We start from the raw sequence: 21856 nt of genomic DNA on the forward strand, positions 1-21856 counted from the left end.
CGGCGGACGGGCCCCGCTCGTGCTGAGCGGGGCCCGTACCGGTACCCGTCCGGGGGCCGGAGCCCGGGCCGGTCAGCCGGCCGGGGAAGCCGCCGCCGCCCGGTGCACCGGCCCGTGCGCCGCGGGGCAGTGCGCCGCGTCGGTCCCGGCGTCGGCCGGCGGAGCCGGTGTCCACTCCACGGCGTTGTCCCGCACATGGTCCACCTGCAAGGTGGTGTGGGTGATGCCGTACTCGGCCCGCAGCAGGGTCTCCAGTTCCTGGCGCACCGCGTGGCAGTCGCCGTCCGGGGCGACCAGGACATGGGCGGACAGCGACACCTCACCCGACGTGATCTGCCAGACGTGCAGGTCGTGCACCTCCGCCACCCGGGCGTGGCCGACCATCCGGTCACCCACCTCGTCCGGCTCCACCTCGGCCGGGGCGGCTTCCAGCAGGATCCGGCCGGACGCGCGGACCAGGTCCAGCCCGGCCTTGAGCATCAGGGCGACCACGACCAGGGAGGCGATGGCGTCGGCGCGGGCGAATCCGGTCAGCAGCACCACCAGGCCGGAGATCGCGGTGCCGATGAAGGCGTAGAGGTCGTTGAGGACGTGCTGGAAGGCGCCCTCGACGTTGAGCGACGAGCGGTTGGCCCGCGACAGGCACCAGGCGGCGGCTATGTTCACCGCCACCCCCGCGAGCCCGGTCGCCAGCACCATGGCGCCGTTGACCTCGGGGGGATCCATCAGCCGGGTCACCGATTCATAGCCGAGAAAACCGCCCAGCAGCAGCAGCGACAGCCCGTTCGCCTGGGCGGAAAGAATCTCCGCCCTTTTGAGGCCGTAAGTGAATCCTCCGCGGGCGGGCCGGGCGGCGAGCCGTATCGCGATGAGCGCCAGCACGATGGCCACCGCGTCGGTGAGCATATGGGCGGCGTCCGCCATGAGGGCGACCGAACGGGCGAGCAGGCCGATGACGACCTCCACCGCCATGAACCCGGTGATCAGAGCGAGCGCGAGACCCAGCCAGCGGCGGTCCGCGTCCGCCGCGACGCCATGCGTGTGACCTGCGCTTCCATGCGGACCATGGCCATGCTGGTGGCCGCTTCCGGAGCCCTTCGGATGACCTTTTCGGGTTTCCCGCCGGGCCGCCGGCCCCTGGCCGTGCGGGTCTTCGTGCGGGTGAGCGCCCACCCTCGCCTCCTTGAATCGCCATCAGGACAGCGTCAGTGAACAGCATTTCCCGGAGTTCTTCAAAGGCTGCAATGGAGACGGTTATCGATAAAGGTTATGGAACCCCGGGAATTCAGGAACGAGAATTGTTTTCATTCTCGTGTGCCAGGCGGGTGAACCGGCGCCCCGGTGCCCGGCGGCGGAGCCGGGGCCCGGACGCACCAGGGGGTGCGGGGTGCGGATGCCGGGCGGCCCGGGCCCGCGCGGGATGGGCGGCCCCGTCGCCGACCCGTCCGGAACGCCGCCGGACCGGGCGGCCCGGGTCCACGGTGGACGCTCCTCCCCGGGTGGTGGTACCCCGGTGTGACGTGCGGCGCGCCGCCCTCGGCGCGGACGGGCGTGGCACATGCGGGCATGGCACCTGCGGCCGTGGCACATACGGGCGTGGCGCCTGCGGGCACGGCACATTGCGGGCACGGCACAAGCGGGCGTGGCGTGGCGCCGGCCGGTGCGCCGCACGTCAGGGGCGCCTCTCCTCCCCGGCCGCGCGCCGGTCACCCGGCCGGGCGGTACCCGGGCACCACGACCGGGCAGGGCACGGGCACGCCCCCTGAGGAGCCTGTCCGGCCGGGCGGCGACGCCGGACAGAACGGCGCCGGGTGATCTCCCCGGCCACCGCCCCGTCCGGCGCCCGGCCACCACTGTGCCCGGCCCTCGACCGCCGGATCCGGCCGCCTTCGCCGGGGCGTTCGGGGCCGCCACCGCCGAATCCCCGGGTGGCGGCCGGCCCGCCCCGCGCTCGTCCGCGGGGCGTTCGGCCCGTCAGGCGATGGATCCGGCACGGGGGTGCCGGGCCCCGGCGCCCTCCGCGGACGTGCGGCGGACCGGCGGCCCGGCCGGGCCCGGTCAGTCCTCGCCGCCCTCCAGCTCCCCTTCGGTCTCCAGGTACAGGTCGCGCACGGCGGCCAGCACCTCCGGGTCGGGCTTCTCCCACATGCCGCGGCTCTCGGCCTCCAGCAGCCGCTCGGCCATGCCGTGCAGCGCCCAGGGGTTGGCCTCCTCCAGGAAGGCCCGGTTCTCCGGGTCCAGCAGATAGCTCTGCGCCAGCTTGTCGTACATCCAGTCGGCGATCACACCGGTGGTGGCGTCGTAGCCGAACAGGTAGTCCACGGTCGCGGCGAGCTCGAAGGCCCCCTTGTAGCCGTGGCGGCGCATCGCCTCGATCCAGCGCGGGTTGACCACCCGGGCACGGAAGACGCGCGAGGTCTCCTCGTGCAGGGTGCGGGTGCGGACCGTCTCCGGGCGGGTGCTGTCACCGATGTAGGCGGCCGGGGCGGTCCCCTTGAGCGCCCGTACGGTGGCGACCATCCCGCCGTGGTACTGGAAGTAGTCGTCGGAGTCGGCGATGTCGTGCTCGCGGGTGTCGGTGTTCTTCGCCGCGACCGCGATCCGCCGGTAGGCCGTCTCCATCTCCGCGCGCGCCGGGCGGCCCTCCAGACCGCGGCCGTAGGCGTAGCCGCCCCAGACGGTGTACACCTCCGCCAGGTCGGCGTCGGTGCGCCAGTCGCGGCTGTCGATCAGCTGGAGCAGTCCGGCGCCGTAGGTGCCCGGCCGGGAGCCGAAGATACGGGTGGTGGCCCGGCGCTCGTCGCCGTGCTCGGCCAGGTCGGCCCGGGTGTGCGCCCGGACGTGGTTGTCCTCGTCCGGCTCGTCCAGGCCGGCGGCCAGCCGGACCGCGTCGTCCAGCAGCCCCACCACGTGTGGGAAGGCGTCGCGGAAGAACCCGCTGATGCGCAGGGTGACGTCGATCCGGGGACGGCCCAGCTGGTCCAGCGGGACCGGCTCCAGACCGGTCACCCGGCGGGAGGCGTCGTCCCACACCGGGCGGACGCCCAGCAGTGCCAGCGCCTCGGCGACGTCGTCGCCGGAGGTGCGCATCGCACTGGTGCCCCACAGCGAAAGCCCCACCGACCGGGGCCACTCACCGGTGTCGGTGCGGTAGCGCTCCAGCAGCGAGTCGGCCAGCGCCTGGCCGGTCTCCCAGGCGAGCCTGCTCGGCACCGCCTTGGGGTCCACCGAGTAGAAGTTGCGGCCCGTCGGCAGCACGTTGACCAGGCCGCGCAGCGGGGAGCCGGACGGGCCGGCGGGCACGAAGCCGCCGTTCAGGGCGTGCACCGCGTGGTCGATCTCGTCGGTGGTGGCGGCCAGCCGGGGCACCACCTGCCGGGCGGCGAAGTCCAGGATCGCCGCGACGCCCTCCCGCTGGGTGTCCGGGACGCCCAGGCAGACCCGCTCGACCGCCGACGGGTCCCAGCCGGCGTCCTCCATGGCCTGCACCAGGGCGCGGGCCCGCTCCTCCGCGTCGTCGGCGCCGCTGCGGGTGGCCGCCGACTCGTCCAGGCCGAGCGCCTCGCGCAGCCCGGGCAGGGCGGAGGTGCCGCCCCAGATCTGCCGGGCGCGCAGGATCGCCAGGACCAGGTTGACCCGCTCGGGGCCGCTCGGGGCGACGCCGAGGACATGGAGGCCGTCACGGATCTGCGCGTCCTTGACCTCGCAGAGCCAGCCGTCGACGTGCAGCAGGAAGTCGTCGAAGCCGTCGTCGTCCGGGCGCGCCTCGAGGCCGAGGTCGTGGTCGAGCCTGGCGGCCTGGATGAGGGTCCAGATCTGGGCGCGGATGGCGGGCAGCTTGGCCGGGTCCATCGCGGAGATCGACGCGTACTCGTCCAGCAGCTGCTCCAGGCGCGCGATGTCGCCGTAGGAGTCGGCCCGCGCCATCGGGGGGACCAGGTGGTCCACCAGCGTGGCGTGCACCCGGCGCTTGGCCTGGGTCCCCTCCCCCGGGTCGTTGACCAGGAAGGGGTAGATCAGCGGCAGGTCGCCGAGGGCGGCGTCCGGTCCGCAGGCCGCGGAGAGGCCCGCGTTCTTGCCCGGCAGCCACTCCAGGTTGCCGTGCTTGCCCAGGTGCACCATGGCGTCGGCGCCGAACCCGCCGTCGGCCTCCGCGGCGGCGATCCAGCGGTAGGCCGCCAGGTAGTGGTGCGAGGGCGGCAGGTCCGGATCGTGGTAGATGGCGATCGGGTTCTCGCCGAAGCCCCGCGGCGGCTGGATGAGGATGAGGAGGTTGCCCCGGCGCAGGGCCGCGAGCACGATGTCGCCGTCGGGGTTCCGGCTGGTGTCGACGAACATCCCGCCCGGCGGCGGGCCCCAGTGCTCCTCGACCGCGTCCCGCAGCTCCTGGGGCAGTTGCCCGTACCAGCGGCGGTAGTCGGCGGCCGGGATGCGGACCGGATTGCGGGCCAGCTGCTCCTCGGTGAGCCACTGCTGGTCGTGGCCGCCCGCCTCGATGAGGGCCCGGATCAGCTCGTCGCCGTCGCCGGACTCCAGCCCGGGCACCGGCTCGGAGCCGAAGTCGTAGCCCTCGTCGCGGAGCCGGCGCAGCAGCGCCATCGCACTGGCGGGGGTGTCCAGGCCGACCGCGTTGCCGATCCTGGAGTGCTTGGTCGGGTAGGCGGAGAGCACCAGCGCCAGCCGCTTCCGTGCGGCGGGGACGTGGCGGAGCCGGGCGTGGCGTACCGCGATCCCGGCGACCCGGGCGGCCCGCTCCGGGTCGGCGACGTACACCGGCAGGCCGTCGGGGTCCACCTCCTTGAAGGAGAACGGCACGGTGATCAGCCGCCCGTCGAACTCGGGGACCGCGACCTGGGTCGCGGCGTCCAGCGGCGACAGGCCCTCGTCGTTCTCCTCCCAGGCGGCGCGGGTGCCGGTGAGGCACAACGCCTGGAGCACCGGCACGTCCAGGGCGGCGAGCGCGCCGGCGTCCCAGGATTCGTCGTTCCCGCCCGCGGACGCCTCGGCGGGGCGGGTGCCGCCGGCCGCCAGCACGGTGGTGACCACCGCGTCGGCCGCGCGCAGCGCGTCGATCAGTTCGGCCTCCGGCGCCCGCAGCGAGGCGACGAACAGCGGCAGCGGGCGCCCCCCGGCGGCTTCGACGGCCTGGCACAGGGCTTCCACGAAGGCGGTGTTGCCGCTCATGTGATGGGCCCGGTAGTAGAGCACCGCGATCACCGGGCCGGTGGCGTCCGCGGCGGGCGCGGGCCGCTCGAGCGGGCCCCAGGAGGGTGCGGCGGCGGGCGGCTCGAAGCCGTACCCGGTGAGCAGCACGGTGTCGGAGAGGAAGCGGGCGAGCTGCCCGAGGTTGCCGGGGCCGCCGTGGGCCAGGTAGGCGTGCGCTTCGGCGGCGATGCCGACGGGGACCGTGGAGGCTTCCATCAGCTGGGCGTCGGGGGCCTGTTCACCGGAGAGCACCACGACCGGGCGGTCCCCGGCCAGCAGCGTGTCCAGGCCCTCCTGCCAGGCGCGGATGCCGCCCAGGAGGCGCACCACGACCAGTTCGGTGCCCTCCAGCAGGGCCGGCAGTTCGGCGAGGTCCAGCCGTGCGGGGTTGGCGAGCCGGTACGCGACGGGGCCTTCCGCCGCCCGGGCGCTGAGCAGGTCGGTGTCGGAGGTCGACAGCAGCAGGATGCGGGGGTCTCCCCCGGACGAATGCGGCATTGCGGCAGCAGCCCTTCCTCGGGGTCCGCGCCCCGGGCGGTCGATGGGACGGCGGGAGTTCCTGGCTCACCAGGCCGCGGGGGTGCGGCCGGGCTGACAGTGGCGGGACCGCGCCGGACTCTCACCGGCTTCCTCCCCTGGCGCCGTCGCTGGCGTCCGGCGGTCCCGGTCGGGCCGCCGAGGAGCATAGTAAGGGCTGATCAGTCGGGCGGGCAGGCCACCCGGTGTGATCGTCGGTATGCTCGCCGCCATGCCGCTCACCCCCCCAACCAGCCCAACAGGGGCGCAACCACCCCTTCGCGGGCGCGGTGACGCCTGCCCCGGGGCGCTGCGTCTGCACGCCGCGGACGACGGCGCGCTGGCCCGGGTACGGCTGCCCGCCGGACTGCTGACCGCCCGTCAGGCCGAGGTGCTGGCCCGCGCCGCCGAGGAACTCGGGGACGGCCGGCTGGACATCACCTCACGGGGCAACGTGCAGTTGCGCGGGCTCGGTTCCGACTGCGGCGGCGCGCTCGCGGAGCGGTTGCGCGCGGCCGGACTGCTGCCGTCCGACCGGCACGAGCGGGCCCGGAACATCGTGGCGTCGCCGCTCGCCGGAGTGGACGGCGCCGGCCACGGCGATGTGCGGGCGTGGGCACGGACGTTGGACGAGCTGCTCTGCGCGGAATCCGACACGACCGAACTTTCCGGGCGTTTCCTCTTCGCGGTGGACGACGGGCGCGGGGACGTGGCCGCGCTGGGCGCCGATGTGACATTGATCGCAGCACCGGACGGGCAAGCGGTACTGCGCGTCGGCTCGCCTCCGTCCGGGACGGCGTCGCGCACCCCGGACCGGTCCGGCGGGTCGGGCGCGGCGCGGGGCCCGGACGGCGGGAGTGTCGCCGGGCCGCCGACGACGCCGCCGGGCGGGTCGGTGGCCTCCGGGCCCGGGCCCGCCGGCGAAGCGGGGCGTGTCGTGGAGTTGTGCATCGCGGCCGGCGACGCGCCCCGCGCCGCGGTGCTGGCGGCGACGGAGTTCCTGGCCCTGGTCCGGGAGAGCGGCAGCCGCGCCTGGCGGGTGGCCGAACTCCCCGCCGGGCACCGGCTGTCGGCGCCGCGGCTGCTGGCCCGCCTCGCCCGGGCGGGGGTCCCGGCCCGGGAGCGGACCGACCCCCGGGCGGCGGACGGCCCGGCGGCGCCGCCCAGCCACGCCGGGCATCCGGAACCGCGGCTCGGCCTGATCGGCGGCCCGGACGGCCCGGGCGCGCTGTCGGTCCTGGCGCCGCTCGGCCGGCTGACCGCCGCCCAGTGGCGGCTGCTCGCCGGGATCGCGGCCCGGGACGGGGCCGGTGAGCTGCGTGTGACACCCTGGCGCGGCGTGGTGCTGCCCGGGGTGCCGGGGCACACCGGGCAGCCGCATCTGGCGGCCCTGGCCGGCGCGGGACTGGTGGTGGACCGGGGTTCGCCCTGGTACGGCGTCGGCGCGTGCACCGGCCGGACCGGGTGCGCCAAGTCGCTGCGCGACGTACGGGCCGACGCGGCGCGCGCGGCGCGCCGGGCGGGGCCCGCGGCGCTGCCGGTGTACTGGTCCGGGTGCGAGCGACGCTGCGGCCGGCCGGGCACCGGGGACTGGGTCGACGTCCTGGCCACCGGCGAGGGCTACCGGGTGTCGGTACGCGGCGCTTCGGGATCGGAGCACACCGCCACGGCGGTATCAGCGGAAGAGGCGGCCGGCGCGGTTGCGGCGGCACGGGCAACGACATGATCGAGGGCACAGTGTTCGACTACGAGAAGGACGGCGCGGCGATATACCGCCAGTCCTTTGCCACCATCCGCGCCGAGGCGGACCTCGCCGGGCTGCCGGCCGACGTGAGCCAGGTCGCGGTGCGGATGATCCATGCCTGCGGCATGGTCGACCTGGTGCGGGACCTCGGCTACACCCCCGAGGTGGTCTCCCGCGCCCGGGCGGCGCTGCGCGCCGGGGCGCCCATCCTGTGCGACGCGCAGATGGTCGCCAGCGGCGTGACCCGCAAGCGGCTCCCCGCCGACAACGACGTGATCTGCACGCTGTCGGACCCGTCGGTCCCGGAGCTCGCCGCCGAGCTGGGCACCACCCGCTCCGCCGCCGCGCTGGAGCTGTGGCGGGACCGGCTGGACGGCGCGGTGGTGGCCGTGGGCAACGCGCCCACCGCGCTGTTCCGGCTGCTGGAGATGATCGAGGAGGGCGCGCCGCGTCCGGCCGCGATCATCGGGGTGCCCGTCGGGTTCATCGGCGCGGCCGAGTCCAAGGAGGCGCTGGCCGGTCATCCGGCGGCGCTGCCGCACCTGGTGGTGCGCGGCCGGCGGGGCGGCAGCGCCATCGCCGCGGCCGCGCTCAACGCGATTGCGAGCGAGGAAGAGTGAGCGAGCAGCAGACCGGCGGGAACGGTCGCGGCGGGACCGGGCGGCTCTACGGGGTCGGGCTCGGCCCCGGCGACCCGTCGCTGATGACGGTCCGGGCGGTGGAGGTCATCGGCGAGGCCGAGGTGATCGCCTACCACAGCGCCCGGCACGGCCGGAGCATCGCCCGCTCCATCGCCGAGCGGTACCTGCGGCCGGACCACATCGAGGAGCGGCTGGTCTACCCGGTCACCACCGAGACCACCGACCACCCCGGCGGCTACCGGGGCGCGATGGAGGAGTTCTACGCCGAGGCCGCCGCCCGGCTGGCGGCGCACCTGGACGCGGGGCGCACGGTGGCCGTGCTGGCCGAGGGCGACCCGCTGTTCTACGGCTCGTACATGCACATGCACAAGCGGCTGGCCGACCGCTACCCCACCGAGGTGGTGCCCGGCGTCACCTCGGTGAGCGCGGCGGCCGCCCGGCTCGGCAAGCCGCTGGTGGAGGGCGAGGAGATCCTCACCGTCCTGCCCGGCACGCTGCCGGAGGAGGAGCTGACGGCGCGGCTGGCCGCGACGGACTCGGCGGCGGTGATGAAGCTGGGCCGCACCTTCCCCACGGTCCGCCGGGCGCTGGAGCGTTCCGGCCGGCTCGCGGACGCGCTGTACGTGGAGCGCGCCACGATGGGCGCGGAGCGCACCGCTCCGCTCGCCGAGGTGGACCCCGAGTCGGTGCCGTACTTCTCGATGGCGGTGCTGCCGAGCCGGGTGGACGACGCGCCGAAGGCGGCGCGGGGCGAGGTCGTGGTGGTCGGGCTGGGTCCGGCGGGCCCGCTGTGGCTCACCCCGGAGGCCCGGGGCGAGCTGGCCGCCGCGGAGGACCTGGTCGGCTACACCACCTACCTGGACCGGGTGCCGGTGCGGGCCGGGCAGGCGCGGCACGCCTCGGACAACAAGGTGGAGGCGGAGCGCGCCGAGTTCGCGCTGGACCTGGCCCGGCGCGGCCGGCGTGTCGCGGTGGTGTCCTCCGGCGACCCGGGCGTGTTCGCCATGGCCACCGCCGTGCTGGAGGCCGCGTCCCAGGACCCGTACCGGGAGGTGCCGGTGCGGGTGCTGCCCGGGATGACCGCGGCGCACGCCGCCGCCGCGCGGGCCGGTGCGCCGCTGGGCCACGACTACGCGGTGGTGTCGCTCTCGGACCGGCTCAAGCCGTGGGAGGTCATCGCCGAGCGGCTGGCCGCGGCGGCCGCCGCGGACCTGGTGCTCGCCCTGTACAACCCGGGTTCGCGCAGCCGGATCTGGCAGGTCGGCAAGGCGCGCGAGCTGCTGCTGGCGCACCGCACCCCGGACACGCCGGTGGTGCTGGGCCGGGACATCGGCGGCCCGGCGGAGAGCGTGCGGATCGTGCGGCTGGGCGACCTCGACCCGGCGCAGGTCGACATGCGCACCATCCTGCTGGTGGGTTCCTCGCAGACGCGGACCGTCCGGCGCGGCGACGGCACGCAGATCGTGTGGACGCCACGCCGGTACCCCGAGCGCTGACCGTCCGGCGGCCGCCGCGGCGATCACGGCGGCGGCCGCCGGACGTCCGGGCCGGGGCGGCGTTCGGCCCGGGGCCGTACCGGACCGGGCGGCCGAGGCGGGCGGGCCGTCCGCCGCCGGTCCGGGCCGCCCGCCCCACGATGCCCGGCGCGGCGACGCCCGCCGTCCGGGGCGGCCCCGGTCGGCGGGCCGGAACGGCTCACCCGAGAGTGGCGCGCAGCCAGTCGGCCGCCCCGGCCGGGTCCTCGGCCACCGGGACGCCCGCGGGCACCGCGGGCCGGCGTACCACCACCACCGGCAGCCCCGCCTCGCGCGCCGCGGTGAGCTTCGCGGCGGTGGCCGCACCCCCGCTGTCCTTCGTCACCAGCACGTCGATCCGGTACCGGCGCAGCAGCTCCGCCTCCCCGTCCACGGTGAACGGGCCGCGGTCCAGCAGCACCTCCATCCGGGGCGGGAACGGCGGTTCCGGGGCGTCGACGGAGCGGACCAGGAACCACGGTCCGGTCAGGTGGGCGAAGGCGGCGAGCCCCATCCGGCCGGTGGTGAGGAACACCCGCTCCCCGAGGCCGGACAGCAGCCCGGCCGCCCCGGCCAGTGAGTCCGCGTGGTGCCACCGGTCACCCGGACCGGCGACCCACCCGGGGCGCCGCAGGGCCAGCAGGGGAACATGGACCGAGGCGGCGGCCCGCGCCGCGTGGAAACTGATCGTTCCGGCGAAAGGATGGGTGGCGTCGATGACCGCGTCCACCTGGTGCTCGCGCAGCCAGCGGGCCAACCCCTCGGTACCTCCGAAACCGCCGACGCGCACCTGCCCGGCGGGCAGCCGCGGCTCGGCGACCCGGCCGGCGAGGGAACTGGTGACCCGCAGCCGTGCCTCGGCGGCCAGCTCCGCGGCGAGTCGGCGGGCCTCGGTGGTGCCGCCCAGGATGAGCACATGGCGGGAACCGGTCGGGACGTCGGTCATCGGGAACCTCTCGTGGTGCGGGCACCGGCGGGTACCGGGCGCCGGGCGGCGGGCGGACCGTCGCCGGAGCCCGGGCGGGGACCGGACCGCCGGCCGGTACGCGCCCCGCCTGGATCATGCCAAACCCCGACCGGCGGCCGCACCGGGCACCCCACCGGCCGTCCGCCGCCCCGCCGCGTGCGGCGCCGGCCGGGTACGGCGGGACGGCGGTGTGCCCCGTGGCTGAGATCTCGGTGTCCGGGCGTGAGGCGCAACTGGCGCGAACCGGACTGCGGCCCGGGTGGACCACCGGGGCGTGCGCGACGGCCGCCACCACGGCCGCCTGCACCGCCCTGTTCAGCGGGGAGTTCCCCGACCCGGTGACCATCACCCTGCCCAAGGGGCAGCAGCCGGCGTTCGCGCTCGCCGACGAGCGGCTGGAGCCCGGCCGGTCCGCGATGGCCGCGATCGTGAAGGACGCGGGCGACGACCCGGACGTGACGCACGGCGCGCTGGTGCGGGCCACGGTCCGGCCGCTGCCGCCCGGCAGCGGCGTGGTCTTCCGGGCCGGCCCCGGGGTCGGCACCGTCACCCGGCCCGGGCTGCCGCTGCCGGTCGGCGAACCCGCCATCAACCCGGTGCCCCGCCGGATGATGCGCGAGCACGTCGCCCTGGTCGCGGCCCGGCTGGGCGGCAGCGGCGACGTGGAGGTGGAGATCTCCGTGGACGACGGGGCGGAGATCGCCCGCAGCACCTGGAACCCGCGGCTGGGCATCCTGGGCGGGCTGTCGATCCTGGGCACCACCGGCGTCGTGGTGCCGTACTCCTGCTCCGCCTGGATCGACAGCATCCGGCGCGGTGTGGACGTCGCCCGGGCGGCGGGACGCCGGCACGTCGCCGGGTGCACCGGCTCGACGTCCGAGAAGGTGGCGGTCGCGGTGCACGGGCTGCCCGAGGACGCCCTGCTGGACATGGGCGACTTCGCCGGAGCGGTGCTGAAGTACCTGCGCCGCCACCCGGTGGACCGGCTGACCATCGCCGGCGGCTTCGCCAAACTCTCCAAACTGGCCGCCGGGCACCTGGACCTGCACTCCTCGCGCTCCCAGGTGGACAAGGGCTTCCTGGCCGGACTGGCCCGCCAGGGAGGGGCAGGCGAGGAGCTGGCCACGGCGGTGGCCGCGGCCAACACCGGTCTGGAGACCGTGCAGTTGTGCGCGGCGCACGGTGTGCCGCTCGGCGATCTGGTGGCCGCCGCGGCCCGCGACCAGGCGCTCGGCGTGCTGCGCGGGGCACCGGTGGCGGTCGACGTCATCTGCATCGACCGGGCGGGCACCATCGTGGGCCGCGCCGAGGCCCGCGGGCCCCGCTGACCCGGGAGCGCGCCGACCGCGGGGTGCGCCGGGCCATGGGGCGCGCCGAACCGCGGGGTGCCCTGGACAGCGGGGCGCGCCGGACGGCGGTGTGCCCTGAAGCACGGGGTGCGCTGAAGCACGGGGTGCGCTGGAGCTCGGGGTGCGTTGAAGCAGGGACTCGCCACGCCGCCGGCCGGGCGGTGCGGCCGGAGGCGGAGGTGCCCCCGGAACGCCCTCGGTACCCGCCGGCACGCCGCCGCCCGCTTCACACCCCGGGCGGGTGTGCCGCACACCTCATTGCAGGAACGTGCCAAAAAGATCAACGGCGCCCGCGCCTGGGCATGTCTTCGGCGTTCTTCAGCGTTCTTCAGCGTTCTTCAGTAGTTCACTCCCCCAACGAACCGGTTGATCACCGGCCGACGGAAAAGGACCCCATGAGAGTTGTCCGCACCAGTGTGCTGAGCATCGCCGCGATGGCCCTCGCGTTCCCGGTCGTCACCTCCGGCGCCGCCGCCGCCGAAGAGCCGACCGGCACCGAGATGCTCGGCAACACGACCTTCGACAACGGCCTGACCGACCCCTGGTCGGGTAACGACCTCGACCCGCGCGTCGAGAACGGCGAACTGGTCACGCGGGTGCCCACCGGCCGCGCCGACGGCAACCCGGGCGGGGCACCCTCCTGGGACCGGTCCGTGAACCACTCCGGCCTGGCGTTCACCGCCGGACAGCAGTACAAGCTGTCCTTCGACGCCCGGACCTCGCGGGACGTGGCGATCGTCGCGTCCGTCTACACCTTCAACGGCCGGTACATCCCCGAGTGGGACAGCCCGGTCGCGCTGTCGCCGGAGACCCGGCACGTCGAACTGACCGTCACCCTCCACCAATCGGTGAGCGACGTGTCGTTCGGCTTCCAGCTGGCCCACTCGGGGGCGGCGTACGACATCGCGCTGGACAACGTCTCGCTCACCCCGGTCACGGAGGGCTGAGACGCCCGCCGCCGGGACCGGTCCGCACCGGGTCCCGGCGGCGGCCCCGCGCGTCACCGGCGACCGGCGGCGGCCCGCGGCGCCCGGCCGTCCGCGCCCGGCGTCAGACCCCCGCGGCCGGGGCGGGTGCGCACGGCCCGTGCGGCCGGTCCCGCTCCGCCGAGTACAGATGGCTGTCGCGGAACTGCTCCGCGCCCAGGGTCCGGCCGACCAGGATGACCGCGGTGCGCACCACGCCCGCCGCCTTCACCTGGTCCGCGATGTCCGCCAGGGTGCCGCGCAGCACGAGTTCGTCGGGGCGGCTGGCCATCGCGACGACGGCGGCCGGGCAGTCGGCGCCGTAGTGCGGCAGCAGTTCGGCCACCACCCGGTCCGCGTAGCGCGCCGCCAGGTGGAGGACGAGCAGGGCGCCGCTGCGTCCCAGCGTCGCCAGGTCCTCGCCGTCCGGCATCGGGGTCGCCTGCTGGGCGACGCGGGTCAGGATGACGGTCTGGCCGACGGTGGGAACGGTCAGCTCCCGCTTCAGCGCGGCGGCCGCGGCGGCGAACGCCGGCACCCCGGGCACCACCTCGTACGGCACCCCCGCCGCGTCCAGCCGGCGCATCTGCTCGGCCACCGCGGAGAACACCGACGGGTCACCGGAGTGCAGGCGCGCCACGTCCTGCCCGGCCGCGTGGGCGCGCACCAGTTCGTCGGTGATCTGGTCCAGGTTGAGCTGCGCGGTGTCCACCAGCCGGGCCTCCGGCGGGCATTCGGCGAGCAGTTCCCGGGGCACCAGGCTGCCCGCGTACAGGCAGACCCGGCAGCGGCCGAGGATCCGCGCGCCGCGCAGCGTGATCAGGTCGGCGGCCCCCGGGCCCGCGCCGATGAAGTACACGGTCATCGTTGTCTCCTCAAGCCGTTCGGTGGTCCGCGCCCATCGGCTGGTGGCCTCCGCGGGTCGTTCGCCGGTCCGGGGCCCGGTCCGGGGTGTTCGCTTCGCTCATGACGGTTTGACCACGGCCCACTGGGTGACCGGCATGGCCTGCCGCCATCCGGTGAACCCGCCGACCGGCACCGCGTGGGCGACGGCGATCCGCACCAGTTCGCCGCCGTGCCGCCGGTACCGGTCGGCGAGCAGCGCCTCGGACTCCAGCGTCACGGTGTTGGCCACGAGCCGGCCGCCGGCCGGCAGCGCCGCCCAGCAGGCGTCCAGCAGTCCGGGGGCGGTGAGCCCGCCGCCGATGAACACCGCGTCGGGCGTGGGCAGTCCGGTCAGCGCCGCGGGTGCCGCGCCGGTGACCACCCGGAGTCCGGGGACGCCCAGCGCGGCGGCGTTGCGTCCGATCCGCCCGGCCCGCACCGGGTCGCGTTCGACGGTGACCGCCCGGCAGGTGCGGTGCGCGCGCAGCCACTCCACCGCGATGGAGCCGGACCCGCCGCCGACGTCCCACAGGAGTTCGCCGGGGCGCGGCCCGAGCGCGGCGAGAGTGGCCGCCCTGACATGACGCTTGGTCAGCTGGCCGTCGTGTTCGTAGGCGTCGTCGGGGAGGCCGGGGACGGTGGACAGCCGGGGCGCCCCGGGCCCGGCGGCGCACTCCACCGCGACCAGGTTGAGCGGGTCGCCGGGCGGGTGCGGCCAGTCGTCCGCGGTGCCGTCGAGCAGGCGCTCCCGCTCGCCGCCGAGCTGCTCCAGGACCCGCATCCGGCTGCCGCCGTACCCGCGCTCCCGCAGCAGCCCGGCCACCACCTCCGGGGTGCCGGCGCCCGCGCTCAGCACCAGCAGCCGGCGGCCCGGGTACAGGGCCCCGGCCAGCCGGGCCGGCGACCGCCCGACCAGGCTGACCACCTCGGTCTCCTCCAGCGCCCAGCCCAGCCGCGCACAGGCGTAGGAGGCGGACGACGGATGCGGCAGCACCCGCAGCGCCTCCGGCCCCAGCACCTCGACCAGCGTGCGCCCGATGCCGAAGAACATGGGGTCCCCGCTGGCGAGTACGGCGATCCGCCGTCCGGCGTGCTCGGCCAGCAGCGCGGGGACGGCGGGCCGGAGCGGGGACGGCCAGCGGACGCGTTCGGCGGTGCACTCCGCGGTCAGCAGGTCCAGTTGGCGGGGGCCGCCCAGCACCACCTCGGCGTCCCGCAGCGCGTCGCGCCCGGCGGCGCCCAGCCCGGACCACCCGTCGGCCCCGATGCCCACGACGGTCACTTCGGGACGTGCGGGGCTCACGGCGGTTACCTCTTCACTGGGGATCCGGCGCACCGCGGTGGGGGGCCGGGGTGCGGCAGGGTGGGGACAGCGACCAGAACTCTACTTCGCCCGGGCCGCACAGCGCTCCGCCGGGGTACGGCCGGAACACCGGCCCGGCGCGCGGCCCCCGGCAGGCGGTCAGCCGGGACGGCGGGGCAGCGCGCAGTCCCCGCAGAGTCCGCCGCCCGGCACCCGGTAGTACAGGCAGCAGCTGCGCCGCCGGAAGTCCCGTTCCGGGCCGCGCTGCCAGTGACCGGCCGCGCGCAGGGGTGGTTCGGCCAGCAGCGCCGCCGCCAGGGTGACGGCCCGGCGCGCGGCGTCCGGCCGTTCCCGGCCGAGGCACCAGCCGTGCAGCACCCGCAGCGAACCGGCCAGCGCCGAGGCGGCGTTGCCCCACAGCAGCGCGCCGGACACACCGCTCGCCTCCACGGTGGCCCGGTGCAGGGGCAGCAGATGGTCCGAGAGGACGGTGCGGCGCAACCGCGGCGCGGCACCGTCCGGGCCCGGGACCTCCCGGACGGGCCCGGGCAGCCACAGGTCGTCGGGCGCGAGCCGGTCCGGGTTCCACCACAGGGCGTCCGGACGGAGGTCGGGCACCTGCCCGGCCAGGGCCGCCGGGCCGAGGGCCACCGACCACAGCCGGGCGGCCAGCCCCTGGAAGGCGAGGGACCCGGCGACCCGCCGCTCGCCGGTGCCGGTGCTCCCGGCGACCGCGTCGATCCGGGCGGGCAGCGCGGCCGGCGGACCGGCCGCGGGTCCGCCGCCTGCGGCCGGCGCTCCCGGTGCCGCGTGCCGCGACCGGCCCGGGCCGGTCGCGGAGACCGCCCGGTCGTGGGCTGCGCCCCGCGGCGGGGCGCAGCCCACAGCCGGGCGGTACGCCTCGGCCAGCGGGACGTAGCCCTCCGCGCGCGGGCCCCGGCCGTCGCCGGCCGGGCCGGTGCGCACGGCGAAGAACGGCCCCACGGCGGCGCAGGCGCCCAGGGCCCGGTCGACGGTCACCTCAGTCGGCCACCGGGGTGCCGAACGCCTCCAGCAGCCGGTCGGCGGCGAGCGTCGCGGTCAGCGTGCCGTCACGGACCTGCTGTTCGAGCCGCGGACCGAGGCGCCGCACCTCGGGGTGTCCGTGGAGCCGCGCCAGCACCTGGTCGCGGACCATGGACCAGGTCCATTCGACCTGCTGGTCACGGCGCTTGGCCGCCAGCGCGCCGGTGGAGTCCAGCACCTTGCGGTGTTGTTCCACCCGCTCCCACAGCACCTCGAGCCCGGTGCTCTCCCGGGCGCTGCAGGTGAGCACGGGAGGGTTCCAGGGGGCGTCGGCCGGCTGCAGCAGCCGGAGCGCGCCCGCCAGTTCCCGGGCCGCGGACCTGGCGTCCCGTTCGTGCGGACCGTCGGCCTTGTTGATGGCCACCACGTCCGCCAGCTCCAGCACGCCCTTCTTGATGCCCTGCAACTGGTCGCCGGTGCGGGCCAGGGAGAGCAGCAGGAAGGTGTCCACCATGCCGGCGACGGTGGTCTCGGACTGGCCGACGCCGACCGTCTCCACCAGGATCACGTCGTAGCCGGCCGCCTCCATCACCACCATCGACTCCCGGGTGGCCCGCGCCACCCCGCCGAGGGTGCCGGCGCTGGGCGAGGGCCGGACGAACGCGGCCGGGTCGACGGCCAGCCGCTCCATCCTGGTCTTGTCGCCCAGGATGGAGCCGCCGGTGCGGGTGGAGGACGGGTCGACGGCGAGCACCGCGACCCGGTGGCCGAGCCCGGTGAGCATGGTGCCCAGGGCGTCGATGAAGGTGGACTTGCCCACCCCGGGCACGCCGCTGATGCCCACCCGCCGCGCCTTGCCGGTGTGCGGCAGCAGCTCGATCAGCAGCCGCTGGGCGAGTTCGCGGTGGTCGGCCCGGGTGGACTCGACCAGGGTGATCGCACGCGCGATGTGCGCGCGCGATCCGTCGAGCACGCCCTTGGCGTAGGCGTCCGTGTCGATCTGTCGCCTGGCTGGTCGCATGGGCTCACAACTCGTGGCCGAGGTCCGCGGCGAGCGACCTGACCAAGTCGTGGGCGGCGTCCGGGATGACCGTACCGGGCAGGAAGACGGCGGCGGCGCCCATCTCGCGCAGCGGCTCGACGTCCTGCGGCGGGATGACACCCCCGACCACGATGGTGATGTCCTCCCGGCCCGCCTCGGCCAGCTGCTCGCGGAGCGCGGGCACCAGGGTGAGGTGGCCGGCCGCGAGCGAGGAGACGCCGACGATGTGCACATCGGCCTCGACGGCCTGTCGCGCGACCTCCTCCGGCGTCTGGAACAGCGGGCCGACGTCCACGTCGAATCCCAGGTCGGCGAAGGCGGTGGCGATCACCTTCTGGCCGCGGTCGTGGCCGTCCTGCCCCATCTTGGCGACCAGGATGCGCGGCCGACGGCCCTCGGCCTCCTCGAACTCGTCGACGAGCTTGCGGGTCCGCGCCACGGACGAGGACGGTCCTGCCTCTTCTCGGTACACACCGGAGATGGTACGGATCTGGCCCGCGTGCCGTCCGTACACCTTCTCGAGTGCGTCGGAGATCTCACCGACGGTGGCCTTGGCCCGGGCGGCGTTCACCGCGAGCGCCAGCAGGTTGCCCTCCAGACCCGCGCCGGGGCCCGACTCGGCGGCGGCGGTGAGCGCGCGCAGCGCGTCCTGGCAGACCGCCTCGTCGCGCTCGGCGCGGAGCCGGCGGAGCTTGTCGATCTGCTGGGCGCGGACCGAGGAGTTGTCGACCTTGAGGACGTCGATGGCCTCGTCGCTGTCGACCCGGTACTTGTTGACCCCGATCACCGGCTGGCGGCCGGAGTCGATGCGCGCCTGGGTGCGGGCGGCGGCCTCCTCCACGCGGAGCTTGGGGATGCCCGCGTCGATCGCCTTGGCCATCCCGCCGGCGGCCTCCACCTCCTCGATGTGCTGCCAGGCGCGGCGGGCCAGGTCGTGGGTGAGCTTCTCCACGTAGGCGCTGCCGCCCCACGGGTCGATCACCCGGCAGGTGCCCGACTCCTGCTGGAGCAGGATCTGGGTGTTGCGGGCGATCCGGGCGGAGAAGTCGGTGGGCAGCGCCAGCGCCTCGTCCAGCGCGTTGGTGTGCAGCGACTGGGTGTGGCCCTGGGTGGCGGCCATCGCCTCCACGCAGGTGCGGGTGACGTTGTTGAACACGTCCTGGGCGGTCAGCGACCAGCCGGAGGTCTGCGAATGGGTGCGCAGGCTCAGCGACTTGGGGTTCTTCGGGTCGAACTGCCGGACCAGCTTGGCCCACAGCAGCCGGGCCGCGCGCAGCTTGGCGATCTCCATGAAGAAGTTCATGCCGATCGCCCAGAAGAACGACAGCCGTGGCGCGAACGCGTCCACGTCCATCCCGGCGGCCATGCCGGCGCGCAGGTACTCCACGCCGTCCGCGAGGGTGTAGGCCAGCTCCAGGTCGGCCGTCGCACCGGCTTCCTGGATGTGGTAGCCGGAGATGGAGATGGAGTTGTAGCGCGGCATCTTCTGCGAGGTGTACGTGAAGATGTCGGAGATGATCCGCATCGAGGGCTGCGGCGGATAGATGTAGGTGTTGCGGACCATGAACTCCTTCAGAATGTCGTTCTGAATGGTTCCGGCCAGCTTCTCGGGCGGTACGCCCTGCTCCTCGGCGGCGACGATGTAGAGCGCCAGGACCGGCAGCACGGCCCCGTTCATCGTCATCGACACGCTCATCCGGTCCAGCGGGATGCCGTCGAAGAGCTGCCGCATGTCGTAGATCGAGTCGATGGCCACGCCGGCCATGCCGACGTCACCGGTGACCCGGGGGTGGTCGCTGTCGTAGCCGCGGTGGGTCGGCAGGTCGAAGGCGACGGACAGTCCCTTCTGGCCGGCCGCGAGGTTGCGGCGGTAGAAGGCGTTGGACTCCTCGGCGGTGGAGAAGCCCGCGTACTGCCGGATGGTCCAGGGCTGGTTGACGTACATCGTCGGGTAGGGGCCGCGCAGATAGGGCGCGATGCCCGGGTAGGTGCCCAGGAAGTCCAGCCCGGCCAGGTCCTCGGCGGTGTAGAGCGCCTTGACGCCGATCCCCTCGGGGGTGTCCCACACCAGGTCGTCGGCGTCCTTGCCGGTGCTCTCGCGGACCGCGTCGCGCCAGGCCGCCGTGCCGGGCGAGGGGTGCGTCCCCGCCAGGTCGACGGTGGTGAAGTCCGGGATCATCGCGCCACTCCCATGATGTCGAGAGCCGAGGTGAGGACCTCGACCGCGTCGCAGCCCGCGTGGACGAAGGCGTCCACTCCGGCCCGCTCCAACTCCTCCCGCAGATCGCCGGGGCGGCCCGCGAGGTAGACGTGCCGCGCGCCGGCGGCCTTCAGCTCCGCCGCCACCTGGGCCGCCTGCTCGGCGTAGAGGGCGTCGCTGGAGCAGACGCAGGCCACCTGGGCGCCGCTGGCGGTGAACGCCTCGGCCGCGGTCTGCGCGGTGACGGTCACCGGGTCGTGCACCGCTTCGATGCCGCCGGCCTGGAAGAGGTTGGTGGCGAAGGCGGCGCGGGCGGTGTGCGCGGCGGCCGGGCCGAGGGCGGCGAGGAAGATCCGCGGCGTGCCGCCGGCCGCGGCGGCGGCCTCGGCGCGGGCGCGCAGCCGCTCGTACGCCTCGTCGCGGCGCACGGTGGGCAGGCCGCCGCCGAGCGGGGCCGGGGCGCTCTCGCGCTCGACGGGCTGCTCGGCGAGGTTCGGGTACTCGCTGACGCCGGTGATCGGCTCCTTGCGGCGGGCCAGGTCCCGGGAGCGGCGCTCCCAGGTGGCGGCGAGCCGGTCGGCGACGAACCCGCTCTCCAGCGCCTTGGCCATGCCGCCGGCGCCCTCGATCTCCTGGAACCAGGCCCAGGCGGCGTGTGCCACCTCGTCGGTGAGCCGTTCCACGTACCAGGAGCCGCCGGCCGGGTCGACGACGCGGGCCAGGTGGGACTCCTCCAGCAGGATGGTGGAGGTGTTCCGGGCGATCCGGCGGGCGAAGTCGTCGGGCAGGCCGATGGCGTGGTCGAAGGGCAGCACGGTCACGGCGTCGGCGCCGCCGACACCGGCGGCCAGGGCGGCGACGGTGGTGCGGAGCATGTTCACCCACGGATCGCGGCGGGTCATCATCACGCGCGAGGTCACGGCGTGCTGGCGCTGGGCGCCGGAGGCGCCGGTGGCTCCGCTGGCCTCGGCGACACGGGCCCACAGGCGCCGGGCGGCGCGCAGCTTGGCGATGGTGAGGAACTGGTCGGCGGTGGCGGCGTAGCGGAAGTCGAGCTGGGCGCAGGCCTCGTCGACGGAGAGCCCGGCGGCGGTCAGTTGCCGCAGGTAGGCGACCGCGGCGGCCAGTGAGCAGCCGAGCTCCTCGGCGGTGGAGCCGCCGGCCTCGTGGTAGGGCAGGGCGTCCACGGTCAGCGCGCGCACCCCGGGGTGGTCGCGGCCCACCAGGCGCGCCAGCTCGGTGGCGGCGGTCAGGTGGCCGGCGAGGTCGGCGTGCCGGCCGGTGCGGGCGGCGAGCCCGAGCGGGTCCGCGCCGAGGTTGCCGAGCGCGGACCCCGGCGGCACCTGGCGCTCGGCGTACAGCCGCAGCAGGGCCCGGGCGGCGGGCTCGAAGTCCGCTCCGGCGTCGAGGACCACGGGCGCCAGGTCGAGGTAGACGCCGTCGAGGGCCTGGCCGAGCGCGTCGGCCGGGACGCCTTCGGCGCCGACCGCCAGCCACACCGAGGAGACGCCGTGCTCCAGGTCGGCGAGGACCGCGGCGTTGGTGCGCCGGGGGTCGGGGTGGGCGTGGCGCTGGCGTACGTCCCAGCCCGCGACCGCGGCCCCTTCCGGCCGCGCACCACGGACATAGGGGGCGAAACCCGGATATCCCGCATCGGCGGGGGCATCCTGCGCGGTGTACAGGGGGCGTACGGACACGCCGTCCTGCAGCGCGGTCGCCAATGCTCGTTCGGCGTCCGCGCCGGAGGCATCCGTGGTGCCAGACTTGCGCAGTACGCCTTCCACAAGGTGTTGCCACTGTTCCCGGGTAGCGTCCGGGAACTCCGCGGCCAGGGGAAGCCCGTCGGGGAGGACCGTCATGGTGGGACAGGCTAGTGTGCGCCGCTAAAGCGGCAGCAGAGGGGCCGCCTGTGACCTTCAACTCGTTGGCCGGGCGACGTGTGTCACGCCGTCCGCCGGCCGCCGGTCCGGCCTCGCGGAAGACCCCCGCAGAAGAGCGGCCTGCCCGGTGCGACGGGGGATGCACACCGGGCAGGCACGAGGACCTTTTTACCGCATGACACGGGGGCTATGCATCAAAAAGGTGTTCGCTTCCACGTTCAACAGATGACGGGCAGCGAGATCAAGCCACGCGTGCGAATCGGCGGGCACCGGCGGAGTTCGCCCCGGGAAAAGCCGGCGAAAGACCGGGAAGTCGCTCCAGCAGCGCGGTCAGGGCAATCTCCGTCTCCAGCCGGGCGAGCGACGCCCCGAGGCGGTAATGGAGAACGTGACCCGGCGCAAGGTACCCGGAATGGCCACGATACGGATCGAGACGATCCGCATCCGGAAATCGGTGCGGGTCCCGACCGGCGGAGCGAGCGAGAGCAGCACGGTCTCCCCCGCCGGCACGGTCACCCCGCCGATCTCCACGTCCTCCGGCGGGAAGCGCGGGAAGCGCCGGATCGCCGGATCGCCGGCAGGAAGCGCGGGAAGCGCCGGATCGCCGGCGGCGCCGGTCCGTCGTGGCGGGCGACCCCGT

At 75.3% G+C, this 21856-nt stretch carries 14 protein-coding genes and 1 riboswitch; of the genes, 5 read left to right on the forward strand and 9 right to left on the reverse strand.

Annotation, left to right across the window (positions count from 1 at the left end):
• Window positions 1–72: 72 nt before the first annotated feature.
• Both ACH4B3_RS24515 and cobN read right to left on the reverse strand, forming a co-directional pair.
• Complete coding sequence (locus ACH4B3_RS24515) at window positions 73–1173, reverse strand: cation diffusion facilitator family transporter (protein ID WP_398466051.1); 1101 nt, start codon at window positions 1171–1173, stop codon at window positions 73–75.
• An 885-nt stretch (window positions 1174–2058) separates the two neighbouring features.
• On the reverse strand, window positions 2059–5703 hold the full coding sequence (cobN, locus tag ACH4B3_RS24520) for a cobaltochelatase subunit CobN (RefSeq protein ID WP_398466053.1): 3645 nt from the start codon (window positions 5701–5703) through the stop codon (window positions 2059–2061).
• A 55-nt stretch (window positions 5704–5758) separates the two neighbouring features.
• Window positions 5759–5838, reverse strand: a riboswitch (cobalamin riboswitch).
• A 115-nt stretch (window positions 5839–5953) separates the two neighbouring features.
• Between cobN and ACH4B3_RS24525 the strand changes: the two genes are divergently transcribed.
• The 3 genes from ACH4B3_RS24525 to ACH4B3_RS24535 are packed head-to-tail and all read left to right on the forward strand — an operon-like array spanning window position 5954 to window position 9602.
• Window positions 5954–7447 carry a nitrite reductase gene (locus tag ACH4B3_RS24525; RefSeq protein ID WP_398466055.1) on the forward strand — a complete coding sequence of 498 codons (1494 nt, stop codon included), beginning with the start codon at window positions 5954–5956 and terminating at the stop codon, window positions 7445–7447.
• Window positions 7448–7458: 11 nt separating this feature from the next.
• On the forward strand, window positions 7459–8085 hold the full coding sequence (locus ACH4B3_RS24530; RefSeq protein ID WP_398466154.1) for a precorrin-8X methylmutase: 627 nt from the start codon (window positions 7459–7461) through the stop codon (window positions 8083–8085).
• On the forward strand, window positions 8082–9602 hold the full coding sequence (locus tag ACH4B3_RS24535) for a precorrin-2 C(20)-methyltransferase (RefSeq protein ID WP_398466057.1): 1521 nt from the start codon (window positions 8082–8084) through the stop codon (window positions 9600–9602). The genes ACH4B3_RS24530 and ACH4B3_RS24535 overlap by 4 nt, the downstream gene beginning before the upstream one ends.
• A 199-nt stretch (window positions 9603–9801) precedes the next feature.
• Here ACH4B3_RS24535 and ACH4B3_RS24540 read toward each other — a convergent pair whose 3' ends face one another.
• Window positions 9802–10566, reverse strand: a complete 765-nt coding sequence (locus tag ACH4B3_RS24540) for a cobalt-precorrin-6A reductase (protein WP_398466059.1) — start codon at window positions 10564–10566, stop codon at window positions 9802–9804.
• A 218-nt stretch (window positions 10567–10784) separates the two neighbouring features.
• Here ACH4B3_RS24540 and ACH4B3_RS24545 point away from each other — a divergent pair, with 218 nt between their 5' ends.
• Complete coding sequence (locus ACH4B3_RS24545; protein ID WP_398466061.1) at window positions 10785–11915, forward strand: cobalt-precorrin-5B (C(1))-methyltransferase; 1131 nt, start codon at window positions 10785–10787, stop codon at window positions 11913–11915.
• 416 nt (window positions 11916–12331) lie between these two features.
• Window positions 12332–12883, forward strand: a complete 552-nt coding sequence (locus tag ACH4B3_RS24550) for a carbohydrate binding domain-containing protein (protein ID WP_398466063.1) — start codon at window positions 12332–12334, stop codon at window positions 12881–12883.
• Window positions 12884–12986: 103 nt separating this feature from the next.
• Here the strand turns inward: ACH4B3_RS24550 and cobM are convergent, their stop codons facing one another.
• From cobM to mutA, 6 genes are all read right to left on the reverse strand, one after another.
• Window positions 12987–13766, reverse strand: a complete 780-nt coding sequence (gene cobM, locus ACH4B3_RS24555; protein ID WP_398466065.1) for a precorrin-4 C(11)-methyltransferase — start codon at window positions 13764–13766, stop codon at window positions 12987–12989.
• Between the two features lie 99 nt (window positions 13767–13865).
• Window positions 13866–15089, reverse strand: a complete 1224-nt coding sequence (gene cbiE, locus ACH4B3_RS24560) for a precorrin-6y C5,15-methyltransferase (decarboxylating) subunit CbiE (protein ID WP_398466067.1) — start codon at window positions 15087–15089, stop codon at window positions 13866–13868.
• 159 nt (window positions 15090–15248) lie between these two features.
• Window positions 15249–16109 carry a (2Fe-2S)-binding protein gene (locus tag ACH4B3_RS24565; RefSeq protein WP_398466068.1) on the reverse strand — a complete coding sequence of 287 codons (861 nt, stop codon included), beginning with the start codon at window positions 16107–16109 and terminating at the stop codon, window positions 15249–15251.
• A 1-nt stretch (window position 16110) separates the two neighbouring features.
• Complete coding sequence (meaB, locus tag ACH4B3_RS24570; protein ID WP_398466070.1) at window positions 16111–17115, reverse strand: methylmalonyl Co-A mutase-associated GTPase MeaB; 1005 nt, start codon at window positions 17113–17115, stop codon at window positions 16111–16113.
• Window positions 17116–17119: 4 nt separating this feature from the next.
• Complete coding sequence (gene scpA, locus ACH4B3_RS24575; protein ID WP_398466072.1) at window positions 17120–19315, reverse strand: methylmalonyl-CoA mutase; 2196 nt, start codon at window positions 19313–19315, stop codon at window positions 17120–17122.
• Entirely contained in the window at window positions 19312–21195 is a 1884-nt protein-coding gene (mutA, locus tag ACH4B3_RS24580; RefSeq protein WP_398466074.1) for a methylmalonyl-CoA mutase small subunit, read from the reverse strand. The genes scpA and mutA overlap by 4 nt, the downstream gene beginning before the upstream one ends.
• Window positions 21196–21856: the final 661 nt, after the last annotated feature.

The sequence above is a fragment of the Streptomyces sp. NPDC018031 genome (assembly GCF_044327625.1).
Taxonomy (GTDB): Bacteria; Actinomycetota; Actinomycetes; order Streptomycetales; family Streptomycetaceae; genus Streptomyces.

What these genes read in the sequence shown, in the direction of transcription:
- cobN (WP_398466053.1), bottom strand. Translation starts at nt 5,703, where the DNA reads ATGCCGCATTCGTCCGGGGGAGACCCCCGCATCCTGCTGCTGTCGACC.
- ACH4B3_RS24525 (WP_398466055.1), top strand. Translation starts at nt 5,954, where the DNA reads ATGCCGCTCACCCCCCCAACCAGCCCAACAGGGGCGCAACCACCCCTT.
- ACH4B3_RS24540 (WP_398466059.1), bottom strand. Translation starts at nt 10,566, where the DNA reads ATGACCGACGTCCCGACCGGTTCCCGCCATGTGCTCATCCTGGGCGGC.
- ACH4B3_RS24550 (WP_398466063.1), top strand. Translation starts at nt 12,332, where the DNA reads ATGAGAGTTGTCCGCACCAGTGTGCTGAGCATCGCCGCGATGGCCCTC.
- cobM (WP_398466065.1), bottom strand. Translation starts at nt 13,766, where the DNA reads ATGACCGTGTACTTCATCGGCGCGGGCCCGGGGGCCGCCGACCTGATC.
- meaB (WP_398466070.1), bottom strand. Translation starts at nt 17,115, where the DNA reads ATGCGACCAGCCAGGCGACAGATCGACACGGACGCCTACGCCAAGGGC.
- scpA (WP_398466072.1), bottom strand. Translation starts at nt 19,315, where the DNA reads ATGATCCCGGACTTCACCACCGTCGACCTGGCGGGGACGCACCCCTCG.
- mutA (WP_398466074.1), bottom strand. Translation starts at nt 21,195, where the DNA reads ATGACGGTCCTCCCCGACGGGCTTCCCCTGGCCGCGGAGTTCCCGGAC.